The organism is Rhodoferax sp. RT5P35 (genome assembly GCF_056521385.1).
Genome location: NZ_JBWMAX010000013.1, coordinates 34,177 through 52,394, shown reverse-complemented (window position 1 = coordinate 52,394; position 18,218 = coordinate 34,177). Strand labels below are relative to the sequence as shown.

Genomic DNA, 18,218 nt, shown 5'->3' with positions numbered 1-18,218 from the left:
GCTATTAAAAATATAGCTACTAGCGTATACTCTATATGCGCTAGAGCCGTATTTTCTATAAATTTAGCTGCAGGACCATCTCGGCGGCGGGCGCGGGCCGCGCAAACAGGTAGCCCTGGCCGTAGTCGCATCCGGCGGCGGCTAGCAGGTCGCATTGCTCCTGCGTCTCCACGCCCTCGGCCACCACCTTCAGGCCCAGGGTGTGGGCCATCACGATGATCACATTGCACAAAGCCATGTCGTCCGAGTCGGCGGTCAGGTTGCGCACAAAGGACTGGTCGATCTTCAGAAAGTCGATATCGAACTTCTTCAGATACGACAGGGACGAGTAGCCGGTGCCAAAGTCGTCCAGCGACAGCCCGATGCCGGCCTGGCGGAAACCGCGCAGTTGCTCGGTGACATTGCCGCCGGCATCCATCAGCAGGCCTTCGGTGATCTCGATCAGCACCGCCTGGCCCGGCAGGCCCGCCGCCTGCAGGTGCTGCAGCCAGGCAGCCTGGTCGATGCCCTCGTTGCGAAACTGTACCGGGGAGACATTCACACTGACCTGGAAGTCGGGATGGTGCGTCTGCCGCCACAGCGCCGCCTGTTGCACGGCTTCGCGGAAAACCCAGTGGCCGATATCGACCACCATGCCGGTTTCTTCGGCAATCGGGATGAAGTCCGCCGGGCTGACCATGCCCTCGGTCGGATGCCGCCAGCGGACCAGGGCCTCGGCCTTGTGGATCTGGCGGGTTTTCAAATCGACGATGGGCTGGTAGAACAGGCTGAACTGCTGCTCGGCGATGGCCACGCGCAAATCATTCACCAGCCGCATGCGCTTTTGCGCCGCATCCTGCATGGACGGCGCGAACACGGTGTAGCGGTTGCGACCCTGGCTTTTGGCGGCGTACATGGCCTGGTCGGCATTTTTCAGCAGCGCCTCGACCTGGGTGGCATCCTGCGGGTAAAAAGTGACGCCCGCGCTGGTCGAGATATGCACCGGTTGGCCACCCAGCAAAAACGGCTCGGCCAGCCGCCGCAAAGCGTCTTGCACGATCTGGTGCACGTCGCGGATATTCGCCAGGCCGCCCAGGACCAGGGTGAATTCGTCGCCGCCCAGGCGGGCCACCAGATCGTTTTGGCGTACCCCCACACGCAAGCGGCGGGCGGCTTCCTGCAGCAGCACGTCGCCCATTTCATGGCCCAGGGTGTCGTTGACCTCCTTGAACAAATCCAGGTCAAAGAAGACCAGCGCCAGTGAGCGGCTGTCGCGCTTGGCGCTGGCCATGGCCTGCTCCAGCCGGTCGTGGAACATGTGGCGGTTGGGCAAGCCGGTGAGGCGGTCAAAGTTAGCCTGGTTCCAGATCATTTCTGCGGCACGCTTGCGCTCGGTCACGTCCTCCAGCACCAGAATGAACAACTGCTCGCTGCCCAAATCAATCATGCGGCCCGAGACCTCGCACAAAATTACGCCAGCAGCCTCTTCAACCCCATAGCCGTGGTAGCCCGAATCATTCTCCGCCAGGCTGCGCACGGGCGCGGGTTGCAGGGCCTCGCCGCGGCGCAGGCGCGCTTCAAAGCCTTTGATATGGCCCACACGCTGGACCACTTCCAGCACATGGGCCTGGTCCTGCGGTTTGCACCACAACAGGGTATGGCTGGCACCCAGCACATCGTCAGGTAACAGGCCAAACTGGCGCAGCCCGGCATCGTTGATGTCGGCAATCGGATAGCCCGGCGCGTTGCGCGAGACCGTCATGGCCAGCGGCGAGGCATGGAAAAACGCCTTGAACTTGGCCTCGGTGTAGCGCAGCGCCTGTTCGGCCCGCAAACGCTCGTTCAGCTCTTGCTGCAAGTCGGCGTTTTGGGCATCGCGCTGGGCGATCAGTCCACCCAATGCCTCGCGCATGCTGTCCAGGCCCTGCGCCAGCAGGCCGATTTCATCGTGGCGGTGCCAGGCCAGCGGCTGGTCCAGTTCCCCGCGTGCCAGCCGCACGGTGGCCATCTGGAGCCGGTACAAGGGATGCACTACGCGCCGCTCGACGAGCCAAAACACCAGCAAAAACGAGATTCCCACCTGCACCAGCAAGGCCAGGCCGAGTGGAGTGAATTCGATCCACAGCTGGCGAATGATGCGGTCGGTGCTGAGTCCGACGCGGACCCGGCCAATGCGCTTGCTGTCCACCACAATGTCGCTCTGCTGGCTCAGCACCAGGCCTTTGCGGCTCAGCTGCTCATTGCCGGACACAAAGGGGTTGCCAAACTCGTCCTCCACCTCCACCTCCACCACATCTGGATTGCGCATCACCGCATCCATCAGCTGCTTGGCCACCGCCTTGTCCACGTTCCAGATCGGCATGGCCAGTGCACTCGAGAGCAATTGGGTGTACTGCGACAAGGGCTCGTGGATGCGCAGTTCCAGCTCCCGGTCGTAGCGTTGTTTCAGCACCAGGCTGCCCATGACCAGGGCAGGCAGCAGAATCCCCAGCGCTACGCCCAGGGTCATGATCTGCCGCAGCGATAGCCTAGGCACGCCGTCCCTCGCCGCTTACGGCATGCAACCCCACAGAGCGCATAAGATTTACTTGGTACGCCACAGTTGGATATTGGCCTCGACCATTTTCTTCATCACGCCTTGCTTGGCTAGGGTGTACATGGCTTTGGCCAGGGCCGCCCGCATCGCGCTGGTGTTACAAGGGGATTTGTAGGACATGGTCAGGTACAGACTCTCGTTGCTGACCGACGGGTTAGCCGGCACCAGCCCGGGAATGGAAAATTTGGCAATATAAGCCAAGCCAGGGTCCTCTTCGTACACCAGATAGTCCACCCGGCCCAGTTGCAAAATTTTGAAGGCCTGCTCCAGGCTGGGCACGGTGTTGATCTTCAGGTTCTTTTTGGCGTAACGGTCAAAGTCCTCGCCAAAGCTGTTGTTGATGACGGTCATGCCCGACAGGTTTTTCAGATCCGACCACTGCCGATACTTCAGCGGAGCCTCTTGCCGCCCCCAGATCACCGAGCGGGTTTCGCGAAACGCCGGGTAGATGTAGTCCATGTAGTCCAGGCGCTCGACCGTGAAAAACGCCCCCGCTATCAGGTCAATGCGCCCCAGCCGGGCTTCTTCCTGCACCCGGGCCCACGAGCCTACGTAGCGCACCTCAATGGGGATGCCGATTTGTTTGGCCACCATTTGCACCAGATCGGCATTGGCCCCCACCAGGCGGCCCACATCGGCGGCATCGCGCCACAGGTAAGGGGGGTATTCGGGGTTACCCGTGGCAACCAGTTGCTTGCAGGGTTCGGCCGCCCACGCCGTGCTGCCCACGCAAGCCAGTACAACCGCCCGGAAAACCGGGTGGTGCAGCAGGCTGCTGATGGAACAAGGGAACCGCATGAACGTCCTTCTAGCCCGCAGGGTGTGAACAACCGATGGTTGAAGAATGGATGAAAGCAAGCCGTCGCGGCGAGAAACGCAAAACGCTCCACACCATGTAACGGACTGTATCCTTTTCAAGCCCCTCATATGCCCGCAAGAGCCCAAAATAATGCCAAAAACCCCGCATTTGCCAGACCAGACTCTACTTTACGCAGGAATGGGCGGCCATACCCTTACAGAAACTTACGGGGCAGTGGAACTGCCCACCATGGCAGCCACCATATCGGCCGTGACCGCCGACAGCGTCAGACCCAAATGCCCGTGCCCGGTGTTGTAGAACACGCCGGGCCGCTTGCCCGGCCCCACCCGCGGCATCAGGTTGGGCATCATGGGGCGCAGCCCGGCCCAGGGCACCACGTTCTCAGTCCGCACGCCGGGGAAACACTGCTGCACCCATTCCACCAGCGGGCGGATGCGGTCGGCCCGGATGTCGCGGTTGTAGCCGTTGAATTCGGCCGTGCCCGCCACCCGAAAACGCCCCAGCCCCAGGCGGCTGCTGACCAGCTTGGTTTCATCGTCCAGCAGGCTGACCATCGGGGCCGATGCCTGGCTGTGCGCGTCGTCCAGGTTCACGGTGATGGAATAGCCCTTGACCGGGTAGATGTTGACCCGGTCGCCCAACTGGGCGGCAATATCGCGACTGGCCGTACCCGCGCAGACCACCACGCCGTCGAACACGCTGGTGTGGATATCAGCACCGTCTTGCGCGGTAATGGTTACGGCCTGGCCATCGCTTTTGACGGTCTGGATGGCATGGCCGTAGCGGGTTTGCACGCCCAGGCGCTCGGCAGCCGCTGCGATGCCGGTGCTGAACTTGTGGATGTCGCCGGTGGTGTCGCTCTCGGTAAAGTAGCCGCCGTAGTAGTCGCCCGCCAGCGTGGGCTCAATCGCGCGCATCTCTTGCGGTGTCACGGCGCGGCGGTCCAGCCCGCCCTGAGCCAGCAGCTTGGAGACCTTGCCTGCGTGTACAAAGTTACCCTTGTCGCGGTAGATGTGCAGGATGCCTTCACGCTTATGGTCAAAGTCCAGGCCCTCCTCGGCCGCCCAGGCATCCAGGTGCTGGCGAGCGGCCATCGCCAGGCGGGTAGTTTCGATGGTGTTTTTTTCGTACTGCGGGATGGCGGCAATGAACTCGGCAAACCAGGCCATCTTGTGCCAGCTGGGCTTAGGGTTGACCAGCAGCGGCGCATCGCTACGCAGCATCCACTTCACACCCTTGAGCACCGTGGACCAGTGGTTCCACACCTCGGCGTTGGACACCGAAAACTGCCCGCCATTGGCAAACGAGGTTTCCATGGCCGCATAGCGGTGTTTTTCGAACAAGGTAACGGCATAACCGCGTTTAGCCAAAGCGTAGGCCGTGGTTACGCCCGTGATTCCACCGCCAATAACAGCAAAGTTTTTCATGATGAGACTTCCAAAACGTCAACAGGGGGATAGCAACAAACGTGCGCGGCTATCGCCCCCTCTGTTTTGGACCTGAGAGATTCACGGCTGGCATATTGCCAGTCCGCTTGCTCCTGCGGTGAGCCAGGTGACGAACCCAGCTACTCTTCAGAGAAATGTGACTCACCCCCAGGCTGCAGTGCTGCGCATCTTTCGCCAACCCCCTTGCAGGGGGCAGCACCTGCAGCCTGGCAAAGCCAGTTCTGCGGTGTTTCTGGAAAGTGCACGACCTACCCTTAACCGGCGGTGACTCGAATAGATACCGGTCCTTTTGCCTGAAAGTTTCCGGGGGCGGTTGCTCCTTCGGCGCTGATTTCTTGCGTGAAAGCAAGGGGAGCAGTCTCTCCCGGTATCTCGTGAGATTATCGCACCGGTATCACAGCACCTTCACCGCACGGCCAATGAACTGGATTGGGCCGGTGGGTTTATTGAGGGGTGAGCCGTTCACCGGCTCCAGGGTCAGCTCAAACAGCTGGTTGGGCTGCAGCGGCGGCAGCTTGTCCAGCGGGATGGTGATGGTTTGCCCCGGCTTGACCAGGCCTAGCGACACCGGGCCGTTCCAGCCCTCGCCCTTGGTCCAGAACTGCAGGGATTTCTCGGCGGGTACGGCCACCGGACCCAGCGCCGTCAGGCTGAGTTGCCGGGTGTCGCTGGCCTGGATGACCCAGCCGGGTGCCTTGTCTTGCGGCGCGACCAGCACCACCATGTACTGCGGCCCGACGGGTAGCACACCCTGGCGGGTCACCAACACCGAGGCCAGGATGGCGGCGGTGGCAAAACCGGCACCGGCCAGGCCGCGCCACAGGCCCAGCCGGTCCCACCACGGCGGGCTGGCTGGCAAGATGGCGGCTCGGCTCGGGGCCGCGGCGTGGGCCACGCTGCGGTCAATGCGCTGCCACAGTGCCTCGGACGGCTCTACCGGCTCGGCCAGAACGGCCAGCGGCAGCAACTGCTCTTGCCAGCGCTGCACGGCGGCCTGCAAAGCGGCATCGGTGGGCAGGCGCTGTTCCACCCAGCGGCGGCGGGTGGCCGAAAGCGTGCCCAGCACGTATTCGGCGGCCAGGTCGTCGGGCGATAGAGGTTCTTGCTGCGCGCTCATGCCATGCACTCCCGCAAGTTACCCATGCTGCGTTTGATCCAGGCTTTGACGGTGCCCAAGGGCGTTTGGGTGCGCTCGGCAATCTCGCCGTGCGAGCATCCATCCACATAGGCGTACAGGATGCAGTTGCGCCGCGCAGGCTCCAGCCGGGCCAGGCAGTCGTTGAGTTTGCCCAGGCTCATGTTCAGCTCAAAAGCATCCGTCACCTGGCTGTGCGCATCCATAGAACTTTGCGCATCCAGGGCTTCGGCGGTTTCTTCATCCACCGACACTTCACGGGCACCATTGCGTACGGCATTCAGTGCCAAATTACGCACCACGCTGAAGATCCAGCCCCGGCCCGTTCCGCGCTGGGCATCGAAACTGCGGGCTTGGGTCCAGATGTTCATAAAAGCGTCGTGCACCACATCTTCCGCCTGTTGGCGCTGGCGCACGATGCGCAGCGCCACACCCAGCAAGTGGCGGCTTTCTTGCCGGTAAATATCGTGCAGTGCCTGGCGGTCACCGCGGGCGCAGCCCTGGAGGGCGCGCTCGTAGTTGAAGTCTTCGGGAGTAGTCGTCACAGGCGGATCCATCGAAAGGAGTTACGTCCCTCGATGGTAGCCGCCGAAACCAGCTCTACTGTTTAGACAGCCTTCCAGAAAATGTAGTCGGCCTGGTACTTCACGATTTCTTTGGCGCCTTTGTTGGCCGGGCTGCAGGCGCTGGCCGGTGCCACACCGCCCTGGGTGGCTACGCGCTGGATGTGCGTCACACCCGCCATCGCGCCCATGCCCATGGCGGGGTTGGCCTTGACCAGCTGGTAGGGTAGGTTGCCGGTACCGGCGGGGGCTACGGCGAGTTGGGTGGCGGTAATTTTGGAGCCGTCCATGGATTCCCAGGTGGCGGGCGGGCCGTAGTACTTGCCGATTTGTTTGCCGCTGCGGTCGTTCAGAGCGGCGGTGGGGCCTACAAACACCCACTCGGTCATGCCGGGGGCGTTGGCCTTGTCGCGGCATTCGTAAGTGATCTCGCCCACGCCTACGGTTTCCAGGGCCACCTTGTTGCCCATGGGCACCTTGACGGCCTCGGGCAGGCTGTCCTGGCTGAACATGGGCTTGGCCGGGGCCATAGAGCCGCAGGCACTCAGCACAGCGGCAGCGGAAACAACAGCAAGAAGCGAAAGAGGTTTGATCGACATGAAAGTACTCCAAAAAAGGTTTAGCGGATAAGGACAACAGACAGCTCTTTTTTGCGCTGCTACAGGTACTACCCGCCAGACCCGGTTTTGGATGCACTTCCACAAAAATATTTCGATACGTCGCCCATAAACGTACAAAAATAGCTATCAATTAAATAGCTACTAGCCTAGCATCTGCATGCGCCATCGGCACTTTTTGTATAAATTCACCAGTCTGGGCTGGGGTGCTGTGCGGCGGCCCAGAAGGCTTCAAAGTCCGCGCTGGAGACCGGGCGCGAGAACAAATAGCCTTGCCCATAGTCACAGCCCGCAGCGGCCAGCAGATCGCGCTGCTGTGGGGTTTCCACGCCTTCGGCAATCACTTGCATGCCCAGCTCATGCGCCATCACGATCATCGCCTTGCACAAAGCCATCTCAGTAGATGCCGGAATCAGGTACCGCACAAACGACTGGTCGATCTTGATGAAGTCGATATCGAACTTTTGCAGATACGACAACGAGGAATAGCCGGTGCCAAAGTCGTCCAGCGACACCTGGATACCACCGTCGGCCAGCTCCATCAGATGGTCGGTAACCCGGGCGCTGGTGTCCAGCAGCAGGCCTTCAGTGATCTCCACCACAATGCCCGAGCCGGGCAGGCCCATCGCCTGCAGCTGCTGCGCCCATGGCAGATGGCCACCGCTGTCATGGTGGAACTGCACCGGCGATTTGTTGACGCTGATCTGGAAGTCGGGATGCAGGTTTTTGCGCCAGAGCTGCACCTGCCGCGCCGCTTGCTGGAACACCCATTCGCCGATGTCGACGATAAGCCCGCTGGACTCGGCAATCGGGATGAATTCGGCTGGGCTGACGAGTCCGCGCGTCGGGTGCTGCCAGCGAATCAGCGCTTCGGCCTTGTGCACCCGACCCGTGGCCAGTTCAACGATGGGCTGGTAGACCAACCGGAATTGTTGCTCTTGCAGGCCGGAGCGCAGGTCGTTGGCCAAACGGACCCGGGTTTGCGCGGCTTCCTGCAAGGCCGGGGTAAAAAAGCTGAAACGGTTACGGCCCGCGCCTTTGGCCACGTACAGCGCCTGGTCGGCATTCTTGAACAGGTCTTCGATGTCCTTGGCATCCAGCGGGTACAGGGTGATACCAATGCTGGCCGACACAAACACCTGCTCGTTGCCGAGCTGGAACACCTGCTCCATGGCCCGCAGAATCTTTTGCAGGGTGGGCTCCAGGCGGTGGACATCGGTGACCTCGGTCAGAATCACCGTGAATTCGTCGCCGCCCATGCGGGCCACCGTGTCGGCTTCGCGCACACAGGCCTGGATGCGCCGGGCCGCCTCCATCAGCAGCAGGTCGCCGTTGCCATGGCCCAGGGTGTCGTTAACCTCTTTAAAGTGGTCCAGGTCGATGAACAAGATGGCCAGTTGCTGCGTATCGCGTTTGCAGCGCTTGACCTCTTGCTCCAGCCGGTCGCGCAGCATGCGCCGGTTCGGCAGACCGGTCAGGGTGTCAAAAAACGCCTGCTGGCGGATCAGCGCCTCAGAGGCTTTGCGATCGGTGATATCGGTGTGCGTTCCGATCATCCGCAAGGGCCGCCCCTGCGCATCGCGGTGGATGACCATGCCCCGGCTCAACACCCATTTCCAGCTGCCGTCTTTGCAACGCACCCGGTGTTCGTTGGCGTAGGTGCTGGTGATGCCAGCAAAGTGCGCATCGCGGTCGCGGTCCATCTGGGCCATATCGTCAGGGTGGGTTCGCTGGTCCAGTTCGGTTGGCAAATCCGGGATTTCTCCCTCTGCAAACCCATACATCTCGACCAGGCGTTTGGATAGGTATTCCACCCCGCTCTCGATGTGCCAGTCCCACACGCCGTCGCCGGTGCTCTCCAGCGCCAGCTTCCAACGGTTTTCGGTCTCCAGCAGCGCTATCTGGGCCTGTTTGCGCTCGGTAATGTTTTGCAACACCAAGATACGCGACACCAGTTGCCCCTGGTCCCACACCGAGGTGTCCATGGCATGCACCCAGATCGGCTCACCACGGAAAGTGACCGCCTCGAGTTCGAAATCATGCAATGTCGGCGGCTTGACGTGGTCGGCATACGCGGCACGGATTTTGGCCATGGAGGTTGGCGTAAATACCCGCTCGGCCGTGCCCATCGCCGTGGTCGGCGTGTATTCCTCGGGCGAGGTTTGAAAAATCCGGTACACACCTTCGGTCCAGAACACCCGGTCATGGATGCTATCCACCTCCCACCCCCCGACCTGCGCCAGCGACTGCATGGCCATCAGCAGCAGGTCCAGCCGCTTACGATCCGCCTGGACCTGCACATAGTCAGACACATCGGCAAAGGTGCGCACCATGCCGCCGTCGGGCAGCACCTTGCTTTTGACCTCAAGGGTTCGACCATCCGGGGTGTCGCGCAAAAAATGCTCAGGCAGCGGGGCTCTACCACCGGTCAGCACATAGGCGCGGGCACTCTCTTCTACCCATTTCGCCTTTGGGCCGAAGTCACCGCGCTTGAACTGCACACTGCTGATACGCGCTAGCGAGGGGCGTTCCGCCAGAAAGCTCTCTGGCAAGCGGAGCATTTCGCAGACCCGCTGGTTGAACGAGATCAGGCGCATCTCGGCATTGAAAACAAAAATGCCCTGGCTGATGCTGGCGGTGGTGGTTTGCAGCAGCCGGGTTTGCTCCAGCAACTGGGCATGGGAGGCGCGCAATTCGGCCTCGGCCTGTTTGCGCGCGCTGATGTCGGTGTGGGTGCCGATCATCCGCAAGGGAGTGCCGTCGGCAGCCCGGCTGACCACCATGCCGCAGGACACAATCCAGACCCAGTGCCCGTCCTTGTGGCGCATGCGTAAATCCATGCTGTAGCTGGGTGCCGAACCATTCAGGTAGGCGGCTACCGCCACCTGCATCGGGGCGATGTCGTCCGGGTGTACACGGCTGGCGAACTCTTCAAAGCCTGGGGCCAGTTCACCCCTGGCAAAGCCCAGCATTTCGTCCCACCGCGGGGAATAGGTTTGGCTGCCAGTGCACAGATCCCAATCCCACACGCCCACGCCCGAGCCTTCCAGAGCCAATTTCCAGGGGTTGTTTGCGTCGCCACGCTCTGGCGCACGGGTCCAGTCCTGCGGCGCAGGCGCGAGAGATGGGTCAGGGCGGTCGTTCAAAGTGGTGGGCAAAAAGCTTGCAGTGCCAGATTCTAAAACCTAGGGGGGGTATACAGACCATGTACGCACGCTAAAACAGGATGTGTGTTTGTCGGGGCTATTTGTACAGCCGGGGGGCACCCGTGCACAGCGTATTCCAAATTCCGGTTTATCAGAACTAAATATCCTCATTTATCTGCTTTTTCATAGGCTCTGGATTCACTAGTATTGCGGGTATATCAATCCGTTATCACTGGAGAAACCATGAAAAAATTACTGTCTGTATTGGCCGTGGTCGTCACGCTGGGTCTGTCCATGACCGCGTTCGACGCAGAAGCCGCCAGGCGCATGGGCGCAGGCAAATCCCTGGGTATGCAGCGCGATGCCACGCCCAACAAGGCACCCACAGCCGCACCGGCACAAACAGCTGCAGCCAACCCGGCCGCCGCTGCCGCCGCCGCACCCGCTGCAGCGCCCAAGCGCTCGTGGATGGGTCCGCTGGCAGGCATCGCCGCAGGCCTGGGCCTGGCCGCTTTGGCATCGCACTTTGGCTTCGGCGGCGAACTGGCTTCCATGTTGATGATGGGCCTGCTGGCCGCTGGCATCATGGTCGCGGTGGGCTTCTTCCTGCGTAAACGTGCTGCGGCAAAAGCCGGCACCGTCGGTGGCATGCAGTACGCCGGAGCAGGTGCACCCACTAACCTCTCACCCGCAGCGCCCGCCTACAAGATGGAAATGCCCGGGACATCCACGGGTTCCAGCATCGGCTCCGCCATTGGTTCCGGTGTGGGTGGCAGCATGCCTACCCGCCAGTCTATCCCCGCGGACTTCGACGTGGCCGGTTTTGTGCGCAACGCCAAGGTCAACTTCATCCGCCTGCAAGCGGCCAACGATGCCGGTAACCTGGACGATATCCGCCAGTTCACCACGCCGGAAATGTTTGCCCAGTTGAAGATGGACCTGAGCGACCGCGGCGCAGCTGCGCAGCAGACCGATGTGGTCAACATCGACGGCGATGTGTTGGAAGTGGCCGAAGAAAACGGCCAGTATGTGGTCATCGTGCGCTTCACCGGCCTGATCCGCGAAGAAGCCACGGCGCCATCCGAGCCGTTTGACGAAGTCTGGCATTTGACCAAACCGCTGCAAGGTGCGGGTGGTTGGCTGCTGTCGGGGATCCAGCAGATGTAAGCTGCTGCGCTAACGCAACGCGCAAGCCCTGGCACCCCCGTGCCGGGGCTTTTTCATTGGGGCAGCGGCTTATGCAACGGCTTCTGGCATCGGAGCCCGGTAGACCAGCACCTTCAACGCCCGATCCATCGACACATCGGCAAACACCGCCGGATTCGCCAGCCGCTCGACAAACACCAATCCAGGGGCCAGCGCCTGCATCTGGTCTTGCAAAAACGCCACACCCAGCTCCGGCGCATTCAGGCACAACAGCACATGGCCGCCATGCATCAGCAGATCGGGCAGGCGGCGCATCAGGCGGGCGTAGTCCTTGGTGGCGACGAAGCTGCCTTTCTGGTAGCTGGGCGGATCGATGACGACCAAGTCGTACGGGCCGCTGCGGTTGATCTTGCCCCAGGTGGTAAAGATGTCGTGCGGCAAAAAGCTGGCCCCGGTGCTGAGGCCGTTGAGCCGGTGGTTCTGCTGCCCGATGCCGATGGCCCCCTGGCCCATGTCCACGTTCACCACCCGCTTGGCACCCGCCTGCAAAGCCACCACCGAGAAAGCACAGGTGTAGGCGAACAGGTTCAGCACCCGAAAGTCCGGGCGGCCCGCCACATGCTTTACGTGGTTGGCCACCCAGCGACGGCCTTCGGCCATGTCCAGAAACAGGCCGTGGTTCTGCCCCTGGAGCACATGCACACGAAAGCGTGCGCCCTGCTCCGTGACCACATGCGGATCGGGCACGGCACCTGCCATCAAACGGGTCTCGGTACGGCCCTCGAACCGGCATTGGTAGACCCAATGCAGTGGCTGGTCCGGTGCCAGCTGCTGCCAGCGCGCCGCCAAGGCGGTGCCGATGGCGGCTAGCGCGTCGTCTGCTGCTGGCTGGAAACAGGTCAACACCCACACGGGCGGAAAAGCATCCAGCGCCCAATGCTCACAGCCTGGATACAGACCGCACCGGCCGTGAAAAATGCGCTGCGCATCGGTGGGCAGATCCATCTTGGCGATGGCGTTGAGTAGGGCTTGCATGGATACCAGAATCTAAAATATTAATAAAAAAGCCGTGCAGCCCATAATTCACATGCACAATACGCTATCAAATAAATAGCAAAAAAACAACTGTCCTTAGCCTTCAAAGGACCTCGAACAACATCTTGCGAAACTCGGGCACACGCTTGGCGCTGGCCCGGGTGGACTCCATGGCCTTCAGCCACAAGGGGTAAGCCCGGCGCAGATCGTCCGTAGTCTGGCAGGCGGCAATCGACTCCAGCAACGTCAAGCGCATGTTCTGCCCGAACACCGAGTTAACGGTGTTGATCATGAAGTGGCGCGCCTTCTCGCGCTCTTGCTGACTGCGTACGTCCGCAGGCGGCAAGTCGAGTGGCAGGGCTGCAGCGTCTTCCTGCGCAGCTTCGTCTACCAACGCAGCAGGCGACACCGGCAATGGCGATGCCTGCGATGCAATGCAGCCCGTATCCATCAGCTGGCGCAGGATCGCCACAATGTCTTGACCCGGTATCAGCGCCGCCAGCGCATGGCCACCGCGTTTGCCGTCCACCAGAATCAGCACCCGCCGTAAAGACGGCACCAGACCGAGCGAGCGCGTCTACACCTCTTGCTGGCCCATGGCCGTCTTGGCGTATACCGCCTGGATCACATCAGAATCTGTCATCAGAAGCCTTCCATCTGTCGCACCGCTGTGGCACTGCACACCCGGCCCCTACTGGCAAATATGCCCACCCTGGCAGCCGGTCCGACGTAGTAGCTTTGCGCCGGGGGAGCGCCATAGTAGCAGCGCGAGAACTCCAAGCAATAAAAAGCCGCGCGGCCCTTACAAAAACTGCACATACAGCTACTAAATCAGTAGCAATTCAAAAAGTTATTTCGGCGCCAGCAGCAAGTCGGCCCAGCGGCCATGCCGGTGTCGATGCAAACCTACCGTCTCGTACCGGCACGGGCTCAGTGCAACGCCCGCACCGCCCAGCGCAACTTGGCCGACGATGAGCGCGGGTTGCTACGCTGCTCCTCATACGAGGCGCGAATCGGGTCGGGGGCCACGCTGCTGAAGGTGCCGTTGCGTTCGCCGGTTTGAAAGCACTTTTTCACCCGCCGGTCTTCCCCGGAATGAAAGCTCAAAATCGCTACGCGACCACCCGGCTTGAGGCAGGCGGGCAGGTTCAGCAACATGGCATCGAGCACGCCGAACTCGTCGTTCACCTCGATGCGCAGCGCCTGGAACGTGCGCTGCAGCACCTTCTTTGTCTCGGCCAAGCGCTCTTCGGCAGGCATGCTGCGCTTGTACGCCAGCTCCATCGTGGCCCGTACCAGGTCGGCGAGCTGCACGGTGGTCTCCAGATACTGGCCTTGCAGGGCGGCGGCCAGCGGCAGGGCAAAAGGCTCGTCGGAGTTGTCCGTCAGCAAGTCGCGCAGCCGGTGGCGGGTCACGCACAGCAGCAACTCGCTGGCCGACTGGCCGCTGGTCGGGTCCAGGCGCAAGTCCAGCGGACCATCGGCGCGGAAACTGAAACCCCGTGCCGGGTTGTCAATTTGCATGGACGACACGCCCAGGTCGGCCAGCGCAAAGTCGAAACCACCGCCCGCCTGTGGCAGCAAAGTGGCCAGTTCGCTGAAGTTGGCACGGTGCACGATCAGGGCCTCGTCGCCAAAGCCCAAGGCGCGCAGCCGCGCAGTGGTGCGGGGCAGCTCGATCGGGTCCACATCCATGCCAAACATGCGCCCGCCCGGCTGCACCAGCGGCAGGATTGCCAGTGTGTGGCCACCAAAACCCAGGGTCAGGTCCACGCCGGTTTCGCCCGGTACTGGCTTGAGGATGGCGAGGATTTCGTCCACACAAATCGAGCGGTGCATGCCCGCAGGCGTTTGCCCGCGCAGCATGACCTTGTCCACCTCCGCCGCATGGCGCGTGGGGTCCAGCTCTTTGTATTTTTCTTCAAACTGGCGGGGATGGGTGCCCGCGTAACGTACGCGGCGCTTGTGGGGAGGGGTGGGGTCTGTCATCGGCCATTATGGGGCCGGGCGCTTGGGGCCTTTACTGCACCCCTGCAATCAACCGCTTTTCCCGTTCGATCTCAGCGATCAGCTCTTCTTCGGTGGGAAGCACTCTCTGGTACTTGGAAGCAAATAGTTGCTGACTCTCTTTGATCACCGAATATTTGACGACGGTTTCGTCCTTGCTGTCACACAAGATGATCCCGATAGTCGGGTTGTCATCCTCGCCGCGTTTAAGGTCATCAAACATGCGCACATACATGTCCATTTGGCCAATGTCCTGGTGGCTGAGCTTGCCCGTTTTTAGATCAATGATGACAAAGCACTTGAGCAAGTAGTTGTAAAAAACCAGGTCAACGAAAAAATGGCTAGTCTCGGTGCTGATGCGCATTTGCCGCGCTACAAACGAGAACCCCTTGCCCAGTTCCAGCAGGAATTTTTGAAGCTCATCAATGATGGCCTGCTCCAACTGACTTTCCTTGACCTGCCCCGCCTCCGGCAATTGCAAGAACTCCAGCACGTACGGGTCTTTGATGAAATCGCCTAGCGTATTGCCCGGCGCAGCGCGGCCCTCAGTGCCAGCTCCTTGGGTAGACAGCAAGCGCTGAAAGCTGCGGGTTTGGATGTTGCGCTCCAGTTGCCTAACGCTCCATTGCTGTGCTGCACCTTCTGTCAAATAGTAGGCCCTGGCATTAGCCTCATCCACGCGCATGATGAGGCGGTTGTGGCTCCAACCCAATTTGCTACACACCGTGTAGCAAATCTCCTGGTCGGGATAGGTGAGGTAAAACTGGCGGAAATTACGCAAATTGGCATAAGAAAAACCTTTGCCCAAGCTGTCCGACAGCGCTTTAGACAGATTTTCCAGCAGCCTCTGCCCATATTGAGCCCGACTGTTTCCCTGCTGCTCCTCTTGCACAATCCTCTGGCCGATCAGCCAATAGGCCTCCACCATGGCGGCATTTACCGCCGAACGCGCCTTGCTGCGCGCCAATTCGAGGATGCTTTTGATATCCGCGTGAAAAGTGGTGATGTCGCTCATGGTTTTAGGCGTGAAGGGCGAATGGGGGCATCTCTTTCAGACCGTTGAAGACCTTGTGGTGGGTCATAGAATCGGCAAAGACCCACGATTGTGAACGCTTGGCCTTGGATGCCAACGCCATACGACAAAAAGCCCGAACCGTTGCCGGTCCGGGCTCTTGCAAGACCTTGACTAGGTCTTACCTCTTCGCAGGCGGCAAGTCCGTGCAACTGCCGTGCGCCACTTCCGCTGCCATGCCGATGCTTTCGCCCAGCGTGGGGTGCGGGTGAATCGTCTTACTGATATCGACCACATCCGCGCCCATCTCGATCGCCAGGGCGATCTCGCCGATCATGTCGCCTGCATGCGTGCCGACCATGCCGCCGCCGAGGATCTTGCCGTGGCCGTGGGCCTCGGGGCTGTCGTCGAACAGCAGCTTGGTGACACCTTCGTCGCGGCCATTGGCGATGGCGCGGCCAGAGGCGGTCCAGGGGAACAGGCCCTTTTTGACCTTGATGCCTTGGGCCTTGGCCTGGTCTTCGGTGAGGCCGACCCAAGCTACTTCGGGGTCGGTGTAGGCCACGCTGGGGATGACGCGGGCGTTGAAGGCGGCGGCGGCCAGCTCTTTGTTGCCTTGCAGTTCACCGGCAATGACTTCTGCGGCCACATGCGCTTCGTGCACCGCCTTGTGGGCCAGCATGGGCTGGCCGACGATGTCGCCGATGGCGAAGATGTGCGGCACGTTGGTACGCATCTGGATGTCGACGTTGATGAAGCCACGGTCAGTCACGGCCACACCGGCCTTGTCGGCGGCAATCTTCTTGCCGTTGGGCGTGCGGCCCACGGCTTGCAGCACCAGGTCGTAGACCTGGGGCGCGGGGACGGTGCCGCCCTCTTCTGCCGCTGCGAACGTGACTTCAATGCCTTCGGGCAAAGCGCGTGCGGAGACGGTCTTGGTCTTGAGCATGATGTTGTCAAAACGTGGCGCGTTCATTTTTTGCCAGATCTTGACCAGGTCGCGGTCGGCACCCTGCATCAGGCCGTCGAGCATTTCCACCACATCCAAGCGTGCACCCAGGGTGCTGTAGACGGTACCCATCTCTAAACCGATGATGCCGCCGCCCAGAATCAGCATGCGCTTGGGCACTTCCTTGAGTCCCAGCGCGCCGGTGCTGTCCACCACGCGCGGGTCATTGGGCATGAAGGGCAGGCGCACGGCCTGACTGCCCGCGGCAATGATGGCCTTCTTGAAAGCAATAGTTTGCGTCTTGCCGGTTTTTTCCTGGCCTTGGGCGCCCGTGGTTTCTTCGACCTGCAGGTGGTTGGCGCCGACGAACTGGCCCAGACCGCGCACGGTGGTGACCTTGCGCATCTTGGCCATGGCGGCCAGACCGCCGGTGAGCTTGCTGATGACCTTGTCTTTGTGGGCCCGCAGCTTGTCGATGCTGACTTCAGGCTTGCCGAACTCGATGCCCAAAGCACCCAGGTGGCTGACTTCGTCCATCACGGCGGCCACGTGCAGCAGGGCTTTGGAGGGGATGCAACCCACGTTCAGGCACACGCCGCCCAGTGTGGCGTAGCGCTCAACCAAGATGACTTTCAGGCCCAGATCGGCTGCGCGAAAGGCAGCAGAATAGCCACCAGGGCCAGCGCCGAGGACCAGCACGTCGCATTCCAGGTCGGCCGTACCGGCAAAGCTGGAGGCAGTGGGTGCGGGGGTGGATGGGCTGGGGGTAGCCGCTACAACATTCGCAGCTGCAGGTGCAGGTGCTGCCTGCGCTGGAGCCTGTTTTGACTCAGAAGCGGGCGCCGCAGCGCCACCGGCAGCTTCGAGCACCAGCACAACGGAGCCCATCTTGACCTTGTCGCCCAGCTTGACGTTCAGCGCGGTGACCACGCCGCCGTCGCTGCTGGGGATTTCCATGGAGGCTTTGTCGCTTTCCACGGTGATCAGGGACTGGTCGGGTTTGACGGTGTCGCCCACTTTGACCATCAGCTCGATGACGGTGACTTCGTCGAAATCGCCGATGTCAGGGACTTTGATTTCCAGGGATGCCATTTGTTTGATCTCCACTCTGTTTTTTGCAACTTACGCAGATCCCAGCCTGGTGGCTGAGAGACTGCATGCGTCACGGTTTCTTTAATTTGACGGTAAAAACCTCGACCGGCCCGGCAGAGTTCTTGTCGAATTCGCAGGCCGCCTGCACGCCCAGCACCGCCAGATCGCGGGCCGACTTGGCGCTGCCCCAGGTGGCGTGCAGAGCGCCCAGCGCGAAGCTGCGGCCCGAGCCAATGCCCCAGAACTCTTTGAACTCGAACACTTCGCGGTAGCTGTACAGGCCGTAGATACCGGTGGCATTAGCCACCACCACGCTGAACTGGCTGGACTCGTAGGGGTCGTTGTCGTCTTCCTTGGTTTGCAGAAAGAAGGCTTCTTTCAGCACCGGGTGCAGCTTGGTGAAGGTGGTGAACACCTCGTCTTTGCTGCCCAGCAAAAGCTGCTCGGGCGGCAGACCGGTCATAGCCAGACGCAGCGCGGGGAAGTGCGCCACGGTGCCCGCCATGCCGACAAAGCTGGGACCCGCCAGGGTGTCGATTTTGAAGATTTTGCTGTTGTCTTCAAAACGTTGGCCCAAGCGGGTGTCGCCGAAGGTCACCAGCGTGTCGGCGGCAATCGCCACCACACCGGCTTTCTTAACGACGACCACCGTTGTCATGCAGCCATCTCCCAG

General features: G+C 61.2%; 14 protein-coding genes and 2 riboswitches. Of the genes, 1 reads left to right on the top strand and 13 read right to left on the bottom strand.

What is annotated here, in order from left to right:
- Positions 1 to 55: 55 nt before the first annotated feature.
- The 7 genes from AC097L_RS18790 to AC097L_RS18760 all read right to left on the bottom strand — a co-directional run bounded on the left by AC097L_RS18790 (position 56) and on the right by AC097L_RS18760 (position 10,304).
- A complete protein-coding gene (locus AC097L_RS18790) occupies positions 56 to 2,515 on the bottom strand; it encodes an EAL domain-containing protein (RefSeq protein WP_479588244.1) in 2,460 nt (819 codons plus the stop codon).
- A 48-nt stretch (positions 2,516 to 2,563) separates the two neighbouring features.
- Positions 2,564 to 3,373: a substrate-binding periplasmic protein gene (locus tag AC097L_RS18785; protein ID WP_479588243.1), complete on the bottom strand. Its 810-nt coding sequence runs from the start codon at positions 3,371 to 3,373 to the stop codon at positions 2,564 to 2,566.
- Positions 3,374 to 3,598: 225 nt separating this feature from the next.
- A complete protein-coding gene (locus tag AC097L_RS18780) occupies positions 3,599 to 4,822 on the bottom strand; it encodes a D-amino acid dehydrogenase (protein ID WP_479588242.1) in 1,224 nt (407 codons plus the stop codon).
- 51 nt (positions 4,823 to 4,873) lie between these two features.
- Positions 4,874 to 4,983, bottom strand: a riboswitch (glycine riboswitch).
- Between the two features lie 131 nt (positions 4,984 to 5,114).
- Positions 5,115 to 5,220, bottom strand: a riboswitch (glycine riboswitch).
- Positions 5,221 to 5,237: 17 nt separating this feature from the next.
- Entirely contained in the window at positions 5,238 to 5,960 is a 723-nt protein-coding gene (locus AC097L_RS18775; RefSeq protein ID WP_479588241.1) for an anti-sigma factor, read from the bottom strand.
- Positions 5,957 to 6,535, bottom strand: a complete 579-nt coding sequence (locus AC097L_RS18770) for a sigma-70 family RNA polymerase sigma factor (protein WP_479588240.1) — start codon at positions 6,533 to 6,535, stop codon at positions 5,957 to 5,959. The genes AC097L_RS18775 and AC097L_RS18770 overlap by 4 nt, the downstream gene beginning before the upstream one ends.
- 50 nt (positions 6,536 to 6,585) lie before the next feature.
- On the bottom strand, positions 6,586 to 7,140 hold the full coding sequence (locus tag AC097L_RS18765; protein WP_479588239.1) for a DUF3455 domain-containing protein: 555 nt from the start codon (positions 7,138 to 7,140) through the stop codon (positions 6,586 to 6,588).
- A 206-nt stretch (positions 7,141 to 7,346) separates the two neighbouring features.
- A complete protein-coding gene (locus tag AC097L_RS18760) occupies positions 7,347 to 10,304 on the bottom strand; it encodes an EAL domain-containing protein (protein WP_479588238.1) in 2,958 nt (985 codons plus the stop codon).
- Positions 10,305 to 10,547: 243 nt separating this feature from the next.
- Between AC097L_RS18760 and AC097L_RS18755 the strand changes: the two genes are divergently transcribed.
- Positions 10,548 to 11,471 carry a Tim44 domain-containing protein gene (locus AC097L_RS18755; RefSeq protein WP_479588237.1) on the top strand — a complete coding sequence of 308 codons (924 nt, stop codon included), beginning with the start codon at positions 10,548 to 10,550 and terminating at the stop codon, positions 11,469 to 11,471.
- Positions 11,472 to 11,540: 69 nt separating this feature from the next.
- On the opposite strand, the gene AC097L_RS18750 is transcribed toward AC097L_RS18755, so the two are convergent.
- The 6 genes from AC097L_RS18750 to AC097L_RS18725 all read right to left on the bottom strand — a co-directional run bounded on the left by AC097L_RS18750 (position 11,541) and on the right by AC097L_RS18725 (position 18,203).
- A complete protein-coding gene (locus tag AC097L_RS18750) occupies positions 11,541 to 12,485 on the bottom strand; it encodes a class I SAM-dependent methyltransferase (RefSeq protein ID WP_479588236.1) in 945 nt (314 codons plus the stop codon).
- A gap of 103 nt (positions 12,486 to 12,588) precedes the next feature.
- Positions 12,589 to 13,044: a hypothetical protein gene (locus AC097L_RS18745; RefSeq protein WP_479588235.1), complete on the bottom strand. Its 456-nt coding sequence runs from the start codon at positions 13,042 to 13,044 to the stop codon at positions 12,589 to 12,591.
- Positions 13,045 to 13,415: 371 nt separating this feature from the next.
- Positions 13,416 to 14,474 carry a 16S rRNA (cytosine(1402)-N(4))-methyltransferase RsmH gene (rsmH, locus tag AC097L_RS18740; protein ID WP_479588234.1) on the bottom strand — a complete coding sequence of 353 codons (1,059 nt, stop codon included), beginning with the start codon at positions 14,472 to 14,474 and terminating at the stop codon, positions 13,416 to 13,418.
- A gap of 31 nt (positions 14,475 to 14,505) precedes the next feature.
- Positions 14,506 to 15,507 carry a PDDEXK nuclease domain-containing protein gene (locus AC097L_RS18735; protein WP_479588233.1) on the bottom strand — a complete coding sequence of 334 codons (1,002 nt, stop codon included), beginning with the start codon at positions 15,505 to 15,507 and terminating at the stop codon, positions 14,506 to 14,508.
- Positions 15,508 to 15,685: 178 nt separating this feature from the next.
- The gene (gene lpdA / locus AC097L_RS18730; RefSeq protein WP_479588232.1) at positions 15,686 to 17,545 is read right to left on the bottom strand and encodes a dihydrolipoyl dehydrogenase; all 1,860 of its coding nucleotides are present in this window, start codon (positions 17,543 to 17,545) and stop codon (positions 15,686 to 15,688) included.
- 70 nt (positions 17,546 to 17,615) lie between these two features.
- Complete coding sequence (locus tag AC097L_RS18725; protein WP_479588231.1) at positions 17,616 to 18,203, bottom strand: MFS transporter; 588 nt, start codon at positions 18,201 to 18,203, stop codon at positions 17,616 to 17,618.
- Positions 18,204 to 18,218 lie beyond the last annotated feature (15 nt).